The sequence below is a fragment of the uncultured Dokdonia sp. genome (assembly GCF_947492815.1).
GTDB lineage: Bacteria > Bacteroidota > Bacteroidia > Flavobacteriales > Flavobacteriaceae > Dokdonia.
This window is the reverse complement of the sequence record NZ_CANLOB010000014.1, coordinates 106,740-123,329: the sequence shown is the minus strand read 5'-3', so window position 1 is coordinate 123,329 and position 16,590 is coordinate 106,740. Positions and strand designations below refer to the sequence as shown.

Here is a 16,590-nt window from a genome sequence, read left to right as displayed (position 1 = left end):
TAATCGACAACTCTTTTCATCTGTAAACTGTACGCCAAAAGAAAATATATTCATATTTAACCATCTTAAATTCAATAAAATATACGAAAATTAATTCACTTTAGGACTATTTACGGATATACAAAAAATTTTATTTTGAAAAGCCCAAAGGGAGCATTCAAAATAGTCAGTTGGATTAATCCCGTTGTTAGGCGGGATTTTTGGTTTACTACTTATTGTTTTATAGTAATTATAATGATTTTCTATTCAGGTATTATAGCCCCACTTGCAGTAACACTGCGATCTATTTTACGCATTAATCCCTGTAATACTTTTCCAGGCCCTACTTCTGTAAAATTTGTCGCCCCATCGGCGATCATATGTTGTATACTTTGCGTCCATTTTACAGGCGCTGTAAGTTGTGCCATTAGATTTTCTTTGATGAGTTTTGGATCTGTGATGGCTGTAGTAGATACGTTTTGATAAATAGGACATGTAGGTGTGTTAAATGTCGTATTTTCTATTGCTGCGGCTAATTCTTCACGAGCAGGTTCCATTAATGGAGAGTGAAAGGCACCTCCCACAGGAAGTACTAATGCACGACGCGCTCCTTTTTCTTTTAAGGTTTCACAGGCTGTTTCAATAGCAGGAATGTCTCCAGAAATTACTAATTGTCCAGGACAGTTATAATTTGCAGCAACTACGATTCCTTCAGTTGCAGCACATACATCTTCTACTACCTGATCTTCTAATCCTAATACAGCTGCCATGGTAGAAGGTTGCATCTCACATGCTTTCTGCATAGCTAATGCGCGTTGTGATACTAATTTTAAACCATCTTGAAAACCTAAAGTGCCATTGGCAACAAGTGCACTTAATTCTCCTAGAGAATGCCCAGCAACCATATCAGGTTGAAATGCATCGCCTAATACTTTACTCAAAATTACAGAGTGTAAGAAAATAGCAGGCTGTGTTACCTTGGTTTGTTTTAAATCTTCGGCTTCTCCTTCAAACATAATATCTGTAATCGCAAAACCTAAAATATCATTTGCTTTATGAAAGTAATCTTGTGCCAGTCCAGATGCTTCAAATAAGTCAAGTCCCATTCCTGAAAATTGTGCCCCTTGTCCTGGGAAAATATATGCATTCATATATAGTTTGTTTATTTAGTTGTAACTGCAAAAATACAGAAAGTATAGCAGTATTTTAAGAAGAGGAAAAGCGCTTCTTAAAATGATTCAAAACTAAAGGGAATCAGGAATTTTATTATTAAATGTATGCGCTTTCGCGAAAGCGTATATAGATGAGACTTTATGCGTCATTCTGAATTTATTTCAGAATCCCATTAAATTAGTGAGAAGCTGAAACAAGTTCAGCTTGACTCATAAGCACTTTTATAATGATTAGTACCATGACTAAAGAGAATCAGGAATCACGACTAAAAATAAGTCCTGAAGCGAAGTGATATTGATTCTTTTTTAAACCATTTCAAGTAATACTTTGCTATCCAAGACTTCTGCAAATTCTTTATGTAAACTTGCCAATGCGGTCTCGTGAATCATCTCTGAAGAATAAGTCTGACCGTTCAATCCTTTTCTATCAAATGTAGCCGTAGCATCAGAAATTAATAACACATCAAATCCTAAATTTCCTGCCATTCTGGTTGTGGTAGAAATACAATGATTTGTAGTGAGCCCCACAATGACTAGTTTGTTAATGTTTTGTGCATCCAAACGTTCTTTTAAATCGGTTCCTATAAAGGCACTGTTGACATCTTTAATAATGAGCGGTTCGTCATTTTTAGGCTTTAAGGCATCTATCATTTCAAAACCAGGATGTGATTTATGAAGTAATGAGTTTGGATCTTGCGAACTATGAATAATATGAAAGATAGGCAGCTCTAAAGATCGCCACGTTTCTAACAATTGCAAGGCTTTTTCTTCTGCATCTCTATTATTTCGATTACCGCCCCAATGTGCTTCTTCCGAAAAGCCTTTTTGAAGGTCTATTAAAAGTAAGGCTGTATTTTGATCTCTTAGTTTTGTCATTGTTTATTGTAAATACGAGTTTAACATCCAAAGGGTTTTTTCTGTCTGGGAGATATAATCACTCATTAAAGCAACTGTTCCTTCATCATCGGCTTCGGCAGCAAGGGTTAAAATCTCTCTTTCTTTTAAGATGATGGTAGCGAAGTTTTTAACGACTATTTGAACACCTTCTATACCATTAGTGATTCCTTTTTCTTCTTTGATATCGGCATGACTTACATAGGCTGTAAAGGTATGTAAAGGCTCGCCTTCTAATGTAAGGATGCGCTCTGCAATTTCATCTATTTTAATCACCGCATCGTTGTAGAATTCTTCAAATTTTAAGTGCAATTCAAAAAACTCACGTCCTTTGATATTCCAATGAAACCCCCGTAAGTTTTGATAAAAAACTTGATAGTCTGCGAGTAATTGGTTGAGTTCGTTTGTAAGTGCCTTGGCTTTATCTTGGTCAATCCCAATTAGATTTTTCATGGTATTTATTTTAGCTGTTTTTAGTATCGAATTAGTCGTATTAAAAGTAGTTTCTTTCGTTTAATTACGTACAATTTTTAACAAATAGATAAGATAAAATAAAGGACTTATATTTTAGGCATTTTGATAGTGAAATCATTTTCTAAATATCCCGTAATGAGAGTTGCTTTTTGTTAGTTTGTCTCTTTATTAGTTTTTATGATGTAAGCTTGATGATAGCTATAATGTATTTTATTAATTTTACTTTGTGATAGAATTCATTTAAAAATGACGTTAAACAGCGTAAATACCCATCTATAAAATGGACGAGTAAATGATAGATCAAGAAATTAATGAAGAATTATTAAAATATATAAGATTATATCATTCTGGTATTTTGATATTACAGAATGAAGAAAATAAAATAGTTCCTGAAGAATTCACTCATAATTATTTATTAGCAAATTTCGACATCCCACAGATAATTAAAGAATACTATTTTTCCCCTTGTTGTGATATGTTAACCAATGAAGATTATCAAAAATTTGTATCAATTGGTTATATAGGTAATCCAAAAACTACATTGTCTCCTTATCTTTTTCGCTATAATGGAGCTTTCATTCTTAGAAAAAAACTTTTTTATCAATTAATGTTTCTAATAGATTCAAAAGACACATATAAGGGAAAACCAATTAAAAGACTTGCTGATTTATTTCCTTATTTTGAGGATTATAGCCTTGGATTTAAAGATGGTTATGATTTTTTTGAGGAAGATTATATCAATAAGTTTATGCCGATGTTTGCCGATAAGTTTGATTTTGTGAATAAAATTTTTGAGTACATAACTAAAGAAATAATTTTCACGCACAGTTGGAGAAATAATCATACAGGTTTTAGAGTTTCGATGAATATTGAAAAAAACATTAAAGATGGCGGTGAAATTACTAATGCCTATGAGGATGGGAAATTTCAAGGATATTTTTACAAAGCTTGGAGTTTATTATTATCAAACAGTAAACTCTTCGAAAACTTATTTATTGAACTTTTGAACTCAAGGGAGACTCTTGTTCAAAATGACATTGTCAATGATGTTTTAAATGCAGCTTATACAATGCAACAAAATAAGCTTTATTGGAATGTTGATGAAGATACGAGGACTAAACAGATATTAGAATTACTTCATAAGAACTACTATACAAAAGATCAACCAAAATATGGGAGGTCAACAGTCGGAAAAAAGGCAGGAAGTGTTGATGGGGTAATTTCTGTAAATGGCAAAGAATATTTTATAGAAGCATTTAATCTTGACTCTTTAATAAAAAAGACTATCAAAACTCATATAGACAAGCTTGAGAATTATTATGATTCAAAAGGTCTAAGGGAGAAGTTTGTAGTTGTATATTACAATCTTAAAATAAACTCATTTCCTAAAGCTGTAGAAAAGTACAAGGAATATATAACGAATAAGCATACTTTTATTTATCCTATAACTGATGAATTAGAAGAAATAGATGTTGAATATACCGATAGCAGATTGTTCAAATCATACCACAAAAGAGAGGGGGTTAGAGTAATCTTATATCATTTACTATTAAAATTTCCAAAGCAGTAATATTACTGATCTCATGAGTTGTATATAATACAGCTTGTAAATTCTAAAATGAAATTTACAAGTCTGTCTTCCGTTTCATATAATAGCAATAATTTATTCTCAATATTGCTTTTTATATATAAAACTTACCTCTTCCTCCACGTCTCATAGGTAAACCCATACTTATGTCGATCATCTACATCGTGAAATACACTTTCTTGTAATTCCCAAACAGTAGTATCTATTTTAGGGAAGAACGCATCGGCTTCAAATTCACCATGAACACGGGTGAGTTCGATATGGGTAGCAAAGTCAAGACCAATCGTATAAATCTCACCACCTCCAATAATATATGCGTTTGAATCATCTTTCGCGAAAGCGAGCGCATCTTCCATAGAATGTACCACTACAGCGCCTTCGGTTTTATAATCTGTATTACGAGTGATGACTACGTGGGTACGATTAGGTAAAGGTTTTGGAAATGATTCCCACGTCTTGCGCCCCATAATAATATGGTGTCCAGTAGTTAAGGTTTTAAAACGTTTAAAATCATCAGGTAAATGCCATACAAGGTCATTGTCTTTTCCTAAGGCGTCATTTTCTGCCGCAGCAGCGATCATTGTTATCATAGGGGAGTATTCTGGTCTGTAGGTGTTGGTGTTATGGTACTCTCGACTGGAGTTTTTTTTTCAGGTAATGGATGTGCTACTGCTACTTTTTCTTCAAGTTCAGCAATTCTATCCTGTTGTTTTTTTACAAGCTTATTAAGTTGTTCTTCCTCCCAATCCTTGCCCATAAAACGGTTTAATACTAAAACATTTATACCGTGTACGAGGAAGAAAAAGGTCCACAGTAAAATACCCCACACAAACCAATCAGTATCAAATATTTTGATATCCTTCCCAAAGCCCAAGGCAAGATTTACAATAATCATCAGGATAGCACCCGCTAGAAAAAGTACAAAGTGACGGTACAATCTCTTTTTTTGGCGCATACGTGCCTGTGCATTTTCGATTAATGCACGCTGTTCTGGATCGATAGTGGACGGTGTTTTCTTTGAGAATATAGACATATATACGACCTTTATGCCGATTTGATATCGGTATCACTCAAAATTAAGATTTTTAACTCGCACAGAAAAGTTATGACAGCATTTAAAAAATATTTCCCAATTACTAAGCAATGTACTTATTTGAATACACCTGCTTCGGGATTACTTCCATCACCTGTATTGGAGTATAGGCAAGAGCATGATTTGGATTTTTTTGTGATGGGAAGTGCTATTAAAGATAATCGAGGACCTGCACTTACAACAGTGCGTGAAAAAGTAGGGGCTTTATTTTCTTGTGCTCCTAATCGAGTGGCATTGGTGCCTAACTTTTCATATGGTTTTAATACGCTTTTAGAAGGTGTACCTACTTCTAAAAAGGTGTTGTTATTAGAAAATGATTATCCTTCGATAAATTGGCCGTTTGAATCTCGTGATTTTGAGATTACGTATGCGCAAATTGATGATGATTTGGAGAAAAATGTTGCCTCCGCTTTCGCGAAAGCGCAGCCTGATATATTTGCATTTTCTGTTATACAATATATCAACGGAATCAAAATAGACTTCGAATTCTTGAAACAGTTAAAAGCGACCTATCCCGAGACCTTGTTTTTTGCAGATGCTACACAGTATTTTGGAACCGAAGCTTTTGATTTTGACGCATCAGCTATTGATGTGATGGGTGGGAGTTGTTACAAATGGATGAATGCTGGATATGGAAATGGAATCTTTCTTTTTAAAGAATCGGTGTCTGAAAAAGTGTTTCCAAAAACAACAGGATTTAACTCCTTACAAGGAAAATATAAAGCACAAGAAGGAAGTTTTTTAGGACGCTTTGAACCGGGACATCAAGATACCTTAAACTATGGAAGTCTAGGTGTTGCGATAGATATTATTAATGAATTTGGGATCACCGCTATTGAGAACCATATAAAAGCGCTTTCTGAAAAAGCAAGAACTGCATTTACGGAGCGAGGATTATTGGAAGAGGCTGTTGTACAACGAACTTCGCATTCTTCTATCTTTAATTTGAAAGGAGATGAAGCACTTGTACATCGTCTCAAAGCTCAAAATATCATGTGTATTTTACGAGGTAAAGGGGTGCGTGTTGGATTTCACTATTTTAATACAGAAGACGATTTACAGCAATTATTGACTGTTTTATAGTTGTTTTTGAGCTTTTTTTTCTAAAAAACATATTGAAACCATATTGTTTTACTAGCAAATTCATAATTGAAAACGTTTGCGTTTTACCGTATTGTTTATTTTGAGTAGTCAATATTATCATTCTGTAAAAAATGCTGTTAACTCACTGATAAACTGTTTTTTGTTAGGTGCTATCTCTATATTTGGAGCGTAGAATATAAATAAATTTTAGTATGCCACTTACAAAGAAATACCTAAAAACAAAGCCTGTATGTAAAGTAACATTTACAGTTCCTGCAGCTGAAGCAACTACGGTAGCTGTAGCTGGAGATTTTAATAATTGGGACACCACAGCTTCTTTAAAGAAACTTAAAAATGGAAGTTTTAAAGGAACGTTTGATATTCCAACAGAGCAATCGTATGAATTCCGTTATGTGATAGATGGAGAATGGACTAATGAGCAGGAAGCAGACCGTTTTGAATGGAACTCATATGCAGCGGCAGAAAACAGTGTTATAGAATTATAACAGTTCGTCATATATACTTATACCTTAATACAATACATCCAAATATAGTGTTTGGGTCAAAATATTGTGTGTGAAAAATAGCGTAATGCTCTATGATAGAGTGTTACGCTATTTATATGAATATTCAAGTAGTATAGGTTGTTATTTTTGCAATATATAAAAAAAATGGGTGTGACGATGAAGCGGTATCTATCAACATATGGATAGATCCATCACACCCGTATATGATTATCCTAATATTTTAGTCTGTCTTCGATAGAATGCATCTTGTTGTCGTTTCATAATCTCTTTGGCCATCTTTTTCTTATAGCTATAGAGTTCTTCTTCATTAGCAATATCGGTATAGATACGATCATTAAGGATGTGATCTGTTTCTGTTAAGATTTTACGTTGTGCTGCCTTTTGAGCACTCCACGCTTTTATGGTGGCTTCATGATCGGCGAGTTTTATATCATATTCTCCCATGGGAGAGATCAATTTCGAAAATATAGGCGCTGTTTCAATAGCTAGAAATAGTAAGAATATGAATAACGAGGGAAGCCAAGGCAATTCTTTCATAGCATCGATACGTGCCATCAAACCATCAAAGTTGTTAATGATGGGTTGACTCGTACTTACGGCTGTGTTAAACTCATCTCTAAGGCGTGTTTTTTCCGCTTCCGCGAAAGCGATTTTATCAGCATTAGCAGCTTTTAAGGCGGTGAGTTCTTCTAAAGCCGCATCGTGTTTATCACGCTTCTCCTGATATACGGGTCCTTTTCCTAAGAGTTCAGTACCTGCAGTCCCTTCTGCTTCAGCTATGTATATTTCATACAGGTTATTTACTTCTGTTTCTTTGGTAGCGATTTCGTCTTTTAAACTCGTTACTTCAGCATCCAGTTTATTTATTTCTGGTGTATAGGCAGCTAAGATTTCGCCCTGATTCTGAACCGTATAATCATTTTTTTGACTTAGCATCACACGGTCTATTTCTTTTTCAAAAATCTTAAGTTCTAAGGGTTTTGAAATCACAATAGCAATTATCACTGCTAGGATAAGACGCGGTATAGCCATCCCAAATTCTTTCCACCATTGGTCTCGTTTTTTGAGTGTAGAAACAATAAAACGGTCTAAGTTGAAAATTACAAAGCCCCAAAGTATTCCGAAAAGAATCGCTCTATATACGTTGTCAAAAATGGTGTATAGCGCATAAGTGGCTGCAATAGCAGCTAGAATTGCTGTAAAAAATACAGTGGCGCCTATACCTGCGTATTTGTTTTTCTCTCCGCGAGAACAGGTGTCTAGCACATCTCTGTCTGCTCCAGAACAGAGAATGAAAAATTGCTGTATCATAAAAGTATGTTTTGTATTCGCTAGTAACGAACTGGTTGATTGATGATGCTGTGCCTATAAGAACGCAAAAATGTATAGAATGTTACATTTTTTTAGAAGAAGTGTGATGTATTGTTTGAATTATGGTATATATGCTTTTACGTAAATGAAGTTTATATCTAGCTTAATCGAAGTACAAAAGTATATAAAATACGATTGCTTATAGACCATGCGTATAAGTTGTATCTTTATCGGGTTAAATTTAATTGTTTTGAAACGTTCCATTCATTGGTATTTATGTTTTTTCCTAATTTTTCTAGGAGGGGTTGTTGTATATCTATTACATCAAAGTAATTTAGAAAAAGTCGAGATTTCTAATAGACAACAATTAGAGTACATACACAATCGTGCGGTAAATCAATTTTCCAGTAGTGTACATAATCTGGCAGGACTTGTAGCTGGAATGAAGTCATATATAAATATGTCTGAAGAGATGCCAAGTCAAGATCAGTTTCAGAAGTTTGTACAAAGTCAATTAAATGATATAGATAGTAAAGATTCTATAGCCGTTTCTGTAATAGATACATCACATATATTCAGACAGGCATTTACGCGATATGAAAATGATCCTGCTCAACTCATAGGTCGTTCTGTAAGAGATTTTCGAAGTGAAGAAAAAATAAAAGCATTAGATGATCTGATGAAAACAGATGATCTTAAGATGTTTCCTCCTATTAATCTAAGAGAAGGTTGGTTAGGAATACCTATAGATTTTAGAATAAAGCGCAATGGTATTGTAGAAGGGTATGGGGCTCCTATTTTGAATTTTGCAACCATTATGTCTAGTGTTTATGACGATGAGGTAACGAAAGGTTTTGCATTTAAGTTTTCTACAGAACGTGGAAATGAGTTTGATCGTACACGTTCTTATAATGGAACAGAAGTGCATACTAAAGAGGTAGATAAAGAGTTCTATAAAAATTTCACTATCCCAGAAGATGCTTTTATCTCTACAACAAAACAATATTTTGGTTTTGAGATAACCATAGCAACGGCTTATAAAGAAGTGCCAAATCAAGGAAAGCGTTTTAGAAATATTTTACTCTTGTATTATGGACTTTTAATTTTAGTGCTATTGATTATTACGTGGCAATTGGATAGATATCGAAAATTAAACAATAGGTTGGAAATTGCTAATACAGAGATTGCAAGTCAAAATGAAGAATTACAACATTTAAATCAAACAAAGAATAGGTTTTTTACTATGATAAGTCATGATGTAAAACAGCCTTTACAATCTATAGAAGGGTTATTGGGTTTATTACAGGATGAAAAAACAGACGACTCTTCTATAAATTCTCTTTTTAAAGAAGTTAGAAAGTCTACAAGAAATACAGTGGATTTATTGAATAATTTGTTGCGTTGGGCACTCTCACAAACAGGAGAGCTTGCTTATGAACCTATTCACTTTAATATTGCAGTAACTATTCGCAAAACAATTGCATTATTAGATCAACAGGCACTTGCAAAAAAGATTACGATTGTTCAAAATTTAGATGATACTATTCATTTTTATGGAGATGTAGATATGATCCGAACGGTTGTACGTAATTTAACTTCTAATGCTATAAAGTATACAGATATACGTGGAGAGATTGTTATTAACTCATACCTTGATGATGATAAAATCCATATTTCTATCAAAGATAATGGGATTGGAATGAAGCCAGAACTAGCTTCTTCGTTATTCCAATTAGGAGAGATGGTAAGTAGGGAAGGAACTAGTGGAGAAACAGGTACAGGTCTTGGTTTAATACTCTGTAAAGAGTTTATAGAAAAGCATCATGGGGATATACAAATATCTAGCATGCCAGATGAAGGCACTACATTTACTATTATATTACCTGTGAGTACATAATTTTACACTTTCACGTAAGTACAATTTATATTGCGTTTAATCAAAGTGCGAAAGCGTATAAAGAAACCATTACTCTAATTTTCTAGTGAAATTTTTAGTTTTTACCTCCATCCTAAAAGAAGAACTAACAATTTCGTCGATATTCCCTTTAGGGTTTGAGTAAAATCGATGAAATTACTCAAAATGTACAACAGGTTGTATTTATGATTTTATAACTGTTAGATAAGTTTCCCAAGGACCTACATCATTTTTTAAATCTTTTGCCATTACTCTCGTGATCTGATTGATATGACTAAGATCATGAATCGTCCAAGCTGCCAGTAGGTTTTTTAACGTGACGGTTCCTAATTCAGGATGTCTTCCCTTTTTAGTAAGGCCTTCTTGGGTGAGCGCAAGGCTTTTTAAGATGTCGATGTTTTCAGCTCTTAATACCATAAATTCCTCTAACAACATTTCTAAGGTTTTTCCTTTGCTATTTTCAAATTGAGCAAAACGATCAAAGGGTTCAAATGCATCTGTATATGTGCTATCTAAAATTTGCTTTGTACGCGGAATCCAATCTGTTTTCTCTCCATGAATGAGGTGCCCAATAATATCATATGGACTCCAAGTGTTTTCTCCTTCATGTTGATGCATCCAGTCAGGATCTAAATTTTCTAAAAATGTTTTTAGAATACTAGGAGTACGTTCTAAAATGGGAATAATTTTTTCTAATTGAAATGCCATGGTTATTTAGTTTAAGCCTACTTTCCCTTTTACAGATTCGAAGAGTTTTTGAGAGTCAAAACCAATACCGTCTTTAAAAACAGTTTCTAGTTTTCTGATGTTTTTAATGGTTGTTCTAAGGTCTCCATCTATGAGTAATACATCTGCCTTTTTACCTACAGCAATACTTCCTACTTCTTTGTCTTCTTCTAAAAATGTAGCACCATCAAGTGTGCATATTTTGATAGCATCTACCAATGTAAATCCAGCCTCTACGAGAATCTCTACCGTACGCTGATTGGCATAACCTGCAACGGTACGCCCAGCTCCTGTAGGGTCTGTTCCTGCAACAAGAAACCCACCTTTATCGTAGAATTTTTTGATCCAAGCTAAATTTTTATGATACAGTTTTGCAGAAATATCATCCCTGCCTTGCGCTCTGTCATACCCTGATTGTAAGCGTTCTTGTATTTGTGGTATTAATGCTTCTAAACCACCTCCGGGCACTACTTCGTGATTGGTGTAGGGCTCAAAAACATTAGGTGTTGTTGTGATTACTGTTTTGTTTTTAATCAATAAATCAATGAGTTTTTCGATGTTTTCTCCATCTTCTGGCTCGCGTATCAAAGCACTTCTAGATCCAAAAGGGTCACATTTGTTTTCTTCTTTTCCATCTAGAAAATCACTAGAAGCCATAAAACCATGTTCCAGATTATCAATACCTATTTCTGAAGCTTCTTCATAAGTAATAGAACATAAATGTCCCGTGACTTTAAGGCCACGTTTATGTGCTTCGGCGACACAAATTCTAAGATCTTCTTTTGTAATATTATTATAAACTTTGAAAGAGGTAACCCCTTTATCTGCCCAATAATTTACAATTTTAGAAACCTCTTCAGTATTTCCTATAAAACCTAATTCAGGAACACGTGGGCCTTCACGTTCTATAAAAGGTCCTGTAATATGCATTTTAGGGCCTGTCATTTTTCCTTCCTCAATCCATTTTTTGACATTTAAATCAGTTTGTGGTTGGATGCTTCCGCCTGTTCGCATAGAAGTGACACCTCCAGCTAAATAGAGCCTAGGAAATGTGAAAGTCATTTGCCCTACACTAAACCACTCTTCAAAAGGCTTGGTATAAAACATATGCTCGTGTAACATTACAAGCCCTGGAATTACTGTTTTTCCTGTGCCATCAATCTGTTTAAGGTCACTAGGAAGTGTCATAGAAGTCGTATCTCCTAACGCTTCAATACGTTGATCTTTTATGACAATGGTTTGATTTTCTTTAATGGCATTTCCTGTGCCGTCAATTACGGTGACATTAGTGATCGCAAAATGAGTGTCATCTACCGTAATAAAACGTTGTACGGTAGCAGAAAACTGTTGTGCGTGTATATTTAAAGTGCTCAGGAATATGAAGAAATAGATATAGTTTAGTTTCATATTTATAGTTTAGTTAGACGTGTTGATATATAATTCACTCGTAGGCGTTTGATTTCCATCGATGCTATATCCTGTTAGTAAAAAATCCATATCGCCATCGTTATCTATATCACAACCTGTTAAGGAGTGACTTTCTAGACCTGGTAATATGTTTTTAGTATGTAATGTAAAGGTTCCATGACTATCATTAAGATACAAATCTGTTGCTTTTACGTTTTCATCAGTATCGCCAAATCTCCTTTCACCACTTATCATAAGATCGAGATCTTGATCTTTGTCAATATCAAAGAGAACAATACGCCCTTCATTATAAGCAACAACATCTGTGTTTTTTAGAGTGAAATTTCCTTTTCCGTCACTAGTGTATATTTTTAACCTATTAGAATAAGGTACACCGTCTCCAAAAACATAACCTGTCATTAAGATGTCAGGATTCCCATCGTTATTTATATCTGCTTGATAGATATCTCCTTGTGCTAAAGGAATTATTTTATGGCTAACTTCCGTATAGGATTTTGTATTATTTTGATATACTGAGACGGATACTTTATATTCATTGGGATCTTGACCTTGTAGGATGATGTCTTTATCTTGATCATTATCAATGTCAAAAACGGCTATAGAACATTGTTCTAATTCTTTGAAAGGCATGTTCTCAATAGGTGAAAATATTCCTTTAGAATCATTAAGGTAAATTTTTGATATGCCATCCCCAAATAGTAATAAATCTTTACTAAAATCATTATTAATATCTATAAATTTCACTTTCCCCCATAAAATGCCAGGGAATTTTTGAGTTGTATCTTCTTTAAAAATACCATCAGTGTTTTTGTATATTTTTGTAATTATTTCAGTGTCTACGCCTAATTTATAATTTCCTTTGGCAGAACCTGCAATAACAATATCTAAGTCATTGTCATTATCGATATCAGCTATATCTACAGCACCATATTCTACACCTCTAAATTTATTTTGATGATCTTCTTTAAAATTCCCTTTTCCATCGTTTAAATATATTTTTGTCGTTACTTCAAAATCTTCTAGTAGGTTTGTCCATCCAGTAATTAATAAATCTAGATCACAATCATTGTCCACATCAAAAAACACATTTGCAGAATCACCCACAGGAATAATTTCGGTTAATTTTTCTGTAAATGAAAAGGGTCGATTATTAAGATTCTCTTGTGAAAAAGAAGTTAAAGGAATCAACAATAGGATATTATAAATGATATATTTCATAAGGGTAATTGGATGATGTTTTTTAAAGAAAATGAATTTTACATGTCATATATAACTAAGCCACCAAATTCCTTTGTGTGTTGCTTTGTATTTCATAAACCATTTACAAATGGGATACAATACTATGATTATAGTGATCCACACAAGATACACAATCCCTAGGGAGTATCCATATCCAGAAAGTGCTCCAGAACTCATGGTTTCATTGTTTAGAATCATAATTCGCCAGTCTTTACCTGTTATGAGAAGACCTACTACCGCACCTACGTGTACAACAAAAACATGTATGACATAAAAGAAGAAAGGGACTCTTCCAAAGACTATTAAGAAGTTAGTCACGCTATTTTTGATGTTTTCTATTATATATAGAAATAGTAATGAAGGACCCAATGTGACTAGTAAAAATAATAGAGATGGTGGATATTTTGAGAGGATAAAATAAGAGATTATCGTCTTTGAAAATGATTCCTGTTCAGACCATAACATACTATCCCCGTAAAGATTGAAAGTTCGTAAAATAAAAAAGAGTGTAATAGATGAAATACCTAAAATAAGCAACCATTTTTTTCTGGTATCTATAGAAGTACCCTTCTTGTAGAAATATCCAAAAGAATACCCTAAAATAATGACACCTATCCATGGAAGAACAGGATATGAAAAACATAATAAGCGTGCTTCCCCTATAGAAACACAACTCAATTCATGAAGTATTTTCCATATGATAGATAGCAGGCTTTCTCCTGGAATATGAATACTATCTAGCATATTATGACCTAGTACAATCAGAAAACCAAGTGTAAGTAGTATTTTTTTAGGAAGATGAATGAGTAGTCCTAAAATAATCATACAGAAACCAATCGCCCAAATGACTTGAAGATTAATCATCCCATAGCTAATGTCAAACCACCATAAGAAGTTATTGATTATAATCTCAACTATAATAAGCCAAATACCTCGAGTAATTAGAAATTTTGAAAGTGCTTTTGTGCCGTTCTTTTGCCCATATAAGTATGCCGAAGTCCCAGCTAGAAATACAAACACTGGTGCGCAGTAATGCGTTATAAAACGGGTAAAATATAATACAAGATGTGTTGATTCTAAATTTTCAGGGTAGTTTCCAGCAAATGCATTGATATGAAAATAATCACGTACATGATCTAGTACCATAATAATCATCACTAAACCTCTCAAAATATCTATAGATTCGATGCGTTTTGAAGATACTTGGGTCATGAATGGTTTATTTAATTATAAAAAGATATGTATTATATAGTCACTTATTTTTTTACAAAACGCAAGTTCTGAACGCGTCCAGCAGAGGTCCTAAATGCTTGTTGGTCTTCTGTGAAATCAAATATTATAAATCCAAATACACTAAATACGTTTTTTTTGATTGGTACTACTGAGGAAAAGTTTTCTCCATTTACATATAAAGTTAATTGGTTATTTTCATTTTTGAAGGTGTAGGTAACATCAAGTTCTTTACTGTAATAATCACCTTCATAGCGTTGTATTTGTTCTGAAGTAAGTTGTGTTATAGGTGTATACTTTTGATAATTAAAAATGCCCTGTCCTGGAATCTCTAATGTAAAACCTGAAGGCGTATTTGGATTATCTATGGTGAGTTTTATAGGAATATTAGGACCTATCCATCTAAACGTATTTTTTGAGATAGGTTCCATTTTTGTGATTCTTCCATTTCCACGATCATAACTCAATGTATCATTAAGTAAGGTAAGCTTTCTGCTTGTTTTTGAGTCCGCGTTCCAATAAGATCCTTCTAGTTTTTTAAGATCGGTTGTTGGGATTTTTATAGGTTTTGCTTTCGCGAAAGCAGAAGTAAGCGTAGCAGTATCTATACGTTCATTACTGGCGGATGTTTCAATAGGATCTAAAAATAGGTCTGTTACTTTAGAAGCAAGATCATTAGGGTTTGCATCACCTCGATTTGCAAGGACAACAACAGTAAAATGTTTATCAGGAAATTGAAATTTCTGTGCACGGAACCCTACAAAGGCTCCGCCATGACTTATGATTTTATGACCATCATATATACCTACCTCAAGACCTGACGCATACTCATTAGTTGTTCCGTCATTGAGTATTGTTGTGGTTGTCATTGTTTTCCAGAAATCTTGAGTAAGAACGGTAGATCTGTAATATGCATCATCCCATTTCTTTAAATCTTCTATAGTTGTAAAGATTCCTCCATCACCTATCATATTAAGTGTGGTCATACTAATTTGGAAATCCCCGTCTTGTGTAGGAGAATATCCTGAAGCACGGTTTTTTACAATAGCCGTATAATCATTATGAAAATGGGTGTTATTCATTCCTAAAGGTTTGAAGATCTCTTTCTGAGCATAATCTGCCATAGATGTTCCTGTCACTTTCTGAACAATTTGTCCAAGTAACCAGTATCCAGAATTACTATATAAATGCTCATCACCAGGTTTAAAATTAAGCTCTTCTTGATGTATAAGCCATTTCATAACATCTTGATCTGTATAAAAATCTTCGTCACCTAAACCACTCAAAGATGCAAGTGTCAAATAATCACGTATACCACTAGTGTGATTAAGGAGGTGTCTTACCGTAATTGTTTTTGCATAGTTAGGAAATGCAGGAAAGAAGGTGTCTAATGTTGTGTCTAAAGACAGTTTTTGTTGTTGAGCAAGTAACACAATACAGGCTGCTGTAAATTGTTTTGAGGTAGAGGCAATCCTAAATACAGAGGTTGATGAGATAGGAATGTCATATTCTAAATTTGCATATCCATATCCTTTTGCATAGATGATCTCTCCATCTTTAAAGATACCTAGCGCTGCTCCAGGATGATCAGGCTTATCAGTGTCTGCAAATATAGCATCCACTTGTGCAGCAAGTTCTGGAGTGATTTTATTGTGTGTAGGAAATGTTTTTATTTGTCCTGAGACCGCTTTCGCGAAAGCGAATACAAAAAAAACAGAAAGAAAGATGGACTTGATTTTCATGATGAATAATTTGATGTTTTAGATGATAGCTATTAAGCTCAATAAGATGATTAGTCTTAGTGATAGAGCCATTCTATGTAAATATATAAAAACGTAAGTGAATGCATTCTTGTAAGTTAATATTAATAGGTTATAAAAAAAGCACGACCTATTTGATAGGTCATGCTTAATTTGATAAATTGATTTTAT

15 protein-coding genes are annotated in these 16,590 nt (G+C 33.9%); 4 read left to right on the top strand and 11 right to left on the bottom strand.

Annotated elements, in window-relative coordinates; translation table 11 throughout:
* Positions 1–242 precede the first annotated feature (242 nt).
* From fabD to Q1A01_RS13930, 3 genes are all read right to left on the bottom strand, one after another.
* On the bottom strand, positions 243–1,130 hold the full coding sequence (gene fabD / locus Q1A01_RS13940) for an ACP S-malonyltransferase (RefSeq protein WP_299681963.1): 888 nt from the start codon (positions 1,128–1,130) through the stop codon (positions 243–245).
* A gap of 327 nt (positions 1,131–1,457) precedes the next feature.
* A complete protein-coding gene (locus Q1A01_RS13935; protein WP_299681960.1) occupies positions 1,458–2,027 on the bottom strand; it encodes a cysteine hydrolase family protein in 570 nt (189 codons plus the stop codon).
* Between the two features lie 3 nt (positions 2,028–2,030).
* Positions 2,031–2,498, bottom strand: coding sequence for a Dps family protein (locus Q1A01_RS13930; protein ID WP_299681957.1), 468 nt, complete (start codon positions 2,496–2,498; stop codon positions 2,031–2,033).
* 313 nt (positions 2,499–2,811) lie between these two features.
* Here Q1A01_RS13930 and Q1A01_RS13925 point away from each other — a divergent pair, with 313 nt between their 5' ends.
* On the top strand, positions 2,812–4,089 hold the full coding sequence (locus Q1A01_RS13925; protein ID WP_299681955.1) for a hypothetical protein: 1,278 nt from the start codon (positions 2,812–2,814) through the stop codon (positions 4,087–4,089).
* Between the two features lie 125 nt (positions 4,090–4,214).
* Here the strand turns inward: Q1A01_RS13925 and Q1A01_RS13920 are convergent, their stop codons facing one another.
* Both Q1A01_RS13920 and Q1A01_RS13915 read right to left on the bottom strand, forming a co-directional pair.
* Entirely contained in the window at positions 4,215–4,697 is a 483-nt protein-coding gene (locus tag Q1A01_RS13920) for a dihydrofolate reductase (RefSeq protein WP_299681952.1), read from the bottom strand.
* Positions 4,694–5,140 (bottom strand): 2TM domain-containing protein, encoded by a 447-nt coding sequence (locus Q1A01_RS13915; protein WP_299681950.1) that lies wholly within the window; start codon positions 5,138–5,140, stop codon positions 4,694–4,696. Before Q1A01_RS13915 ends, Q1A01_RS13920 begins: the two co-directional genes overlap by 4 nt.
* 72 nt (positions 5,141–5,212) lie before the next feature.
* Here Q1A01_RS13915 and Q1A01_RS13910 point away from each other — a divergent pair, with 72 nt between their 5' ends.
* Both Q1A01_RS13910 and Q1A01_RS13905 read left to right on the top strand, forming a co-directional pair.
* Complete coding sequence (locus Q1A01_RS13910; protein ID WP_299681947.1) at positions 5,213–6,283, top strand: aminotransferase class V-fold PLP-dependent enzyme; 1,071 nt, start codon at positions 5,213–5,215, stop codon at positions 6,281–6,283.
* Between the two features lie 212 nt (positions 6,284–6,495).
* Positions 6,496–6,789, top strand: a complete 294-nt coding sequence (locus Q1A01_RS13905; RefSeq protein WP_299681944.1) for an isoamylase early set domain-containing protein — start codon at positions 6,496–6,498, stop codon at positions 6,787–6,789.
* Positions 6,790–7,017: 228 nt separating this feature from the next.
* Here the strand turns inward: Q1A01_RS13905 and Q1A01_RS13900 are convergent, their stop codons facing one another.
* Positions 7,018–8,121, bottom strand: coding sequence for a DUF4407 domain-containing protein (locus Q1A01_RS13900; RefSeq protein ID WP_299681941.1), 1,104 nt, complete (start codon positions 8,119–8,121; stop codon positions 7,018–7,020).
* Positions 8,122–8,371: 250 nt separating this feature from the next.
* Here Q1A01_RS13900 and Q1A01_RS13895 point away from each other — a divergent pair, with 250 nt between their 5' ends.
* Complete coding sequence (locus Q1A01_RS13895; protein WP_299681938.1) at positions 8,372–10,018, top strand: HAMP domain-containing sensor histidine kinase; 1,647 nt, start codon at positions 8,372–8,374, stop codon at positions 10,016–10,018.
* A 201-nt stretch (positions 10,019–10,219) separates the two neighbouring features.
* Here the strand turns inward: Q1A01_RS13895 and Q1A01_RS13890 are convergent, their stop codons facing one another.
* From Q1A01_RS13890 to Q1A01_RS13870, 5 genes are read right to left on the bottom strand one after another with little or no spacing between them, the layout of a single operon-like run.
* The gene (locus Q1A01_RS13890) at positions 10,220–10,744 is read right to left on the bottom strand and encodes a DinB family protein (RefSeq protein ID WP_299681936.1); all 525 of its coding nucleotides are present in this window, start codon (positions 10,742–10,744) and stop codon (positions 10,220–10,222) included.
* Positions 10,745–10,750: 6 nt separating this feature from the next.
* Positions 10,751–12,169, bottom strand: a complete 1,419-nt coding sequence (locus Q1A01_RS13885) for an amidohydrolase family protein (protein ID WP_299681934.1) — start codon at positions 12,167–12,169, stop codon at positions 10,751–10,753.
* Positions 12,170–12,178: 9 nt separating this feature from the next.
* Entirely contained in the window at positions 12,179–13,408 is a 1,230-nt protein-coding gene (locus Q1A01_RS13880; protein ID WP_299681932.1) for a VCBS repeat-containing protein, read from the bottom strand.
* A gap of 45 nt (positions 13,409–13,453) precedes the next feature.
* On the bottom strand, positions 13,454–14,641 hold the full coding sequence (locus Q1A01_RS13875; protein ID WP_299681929.1) for a heparan-alpha-glucosaminide N-acetyltransferase domain-containing protein: 1,188 nt from the start codon (positions 14,639–14,641) through the stop codon (positions 13,454–13,456).
* 44 nt (positions 14,642–14,685) lie between these two features.
* A complete protein-coding gene (locus Q1A01_RS13870) occupies positions 14,686–16,401 on the bottom strand; it encodes a serine hydrolase domain-containing protein (protein ID WP_299681926.1) in 1,716 nt (571 codons plus the stop codon).
* Positions 16,402–16,590 lie beyond the last annotated feature (189 nt).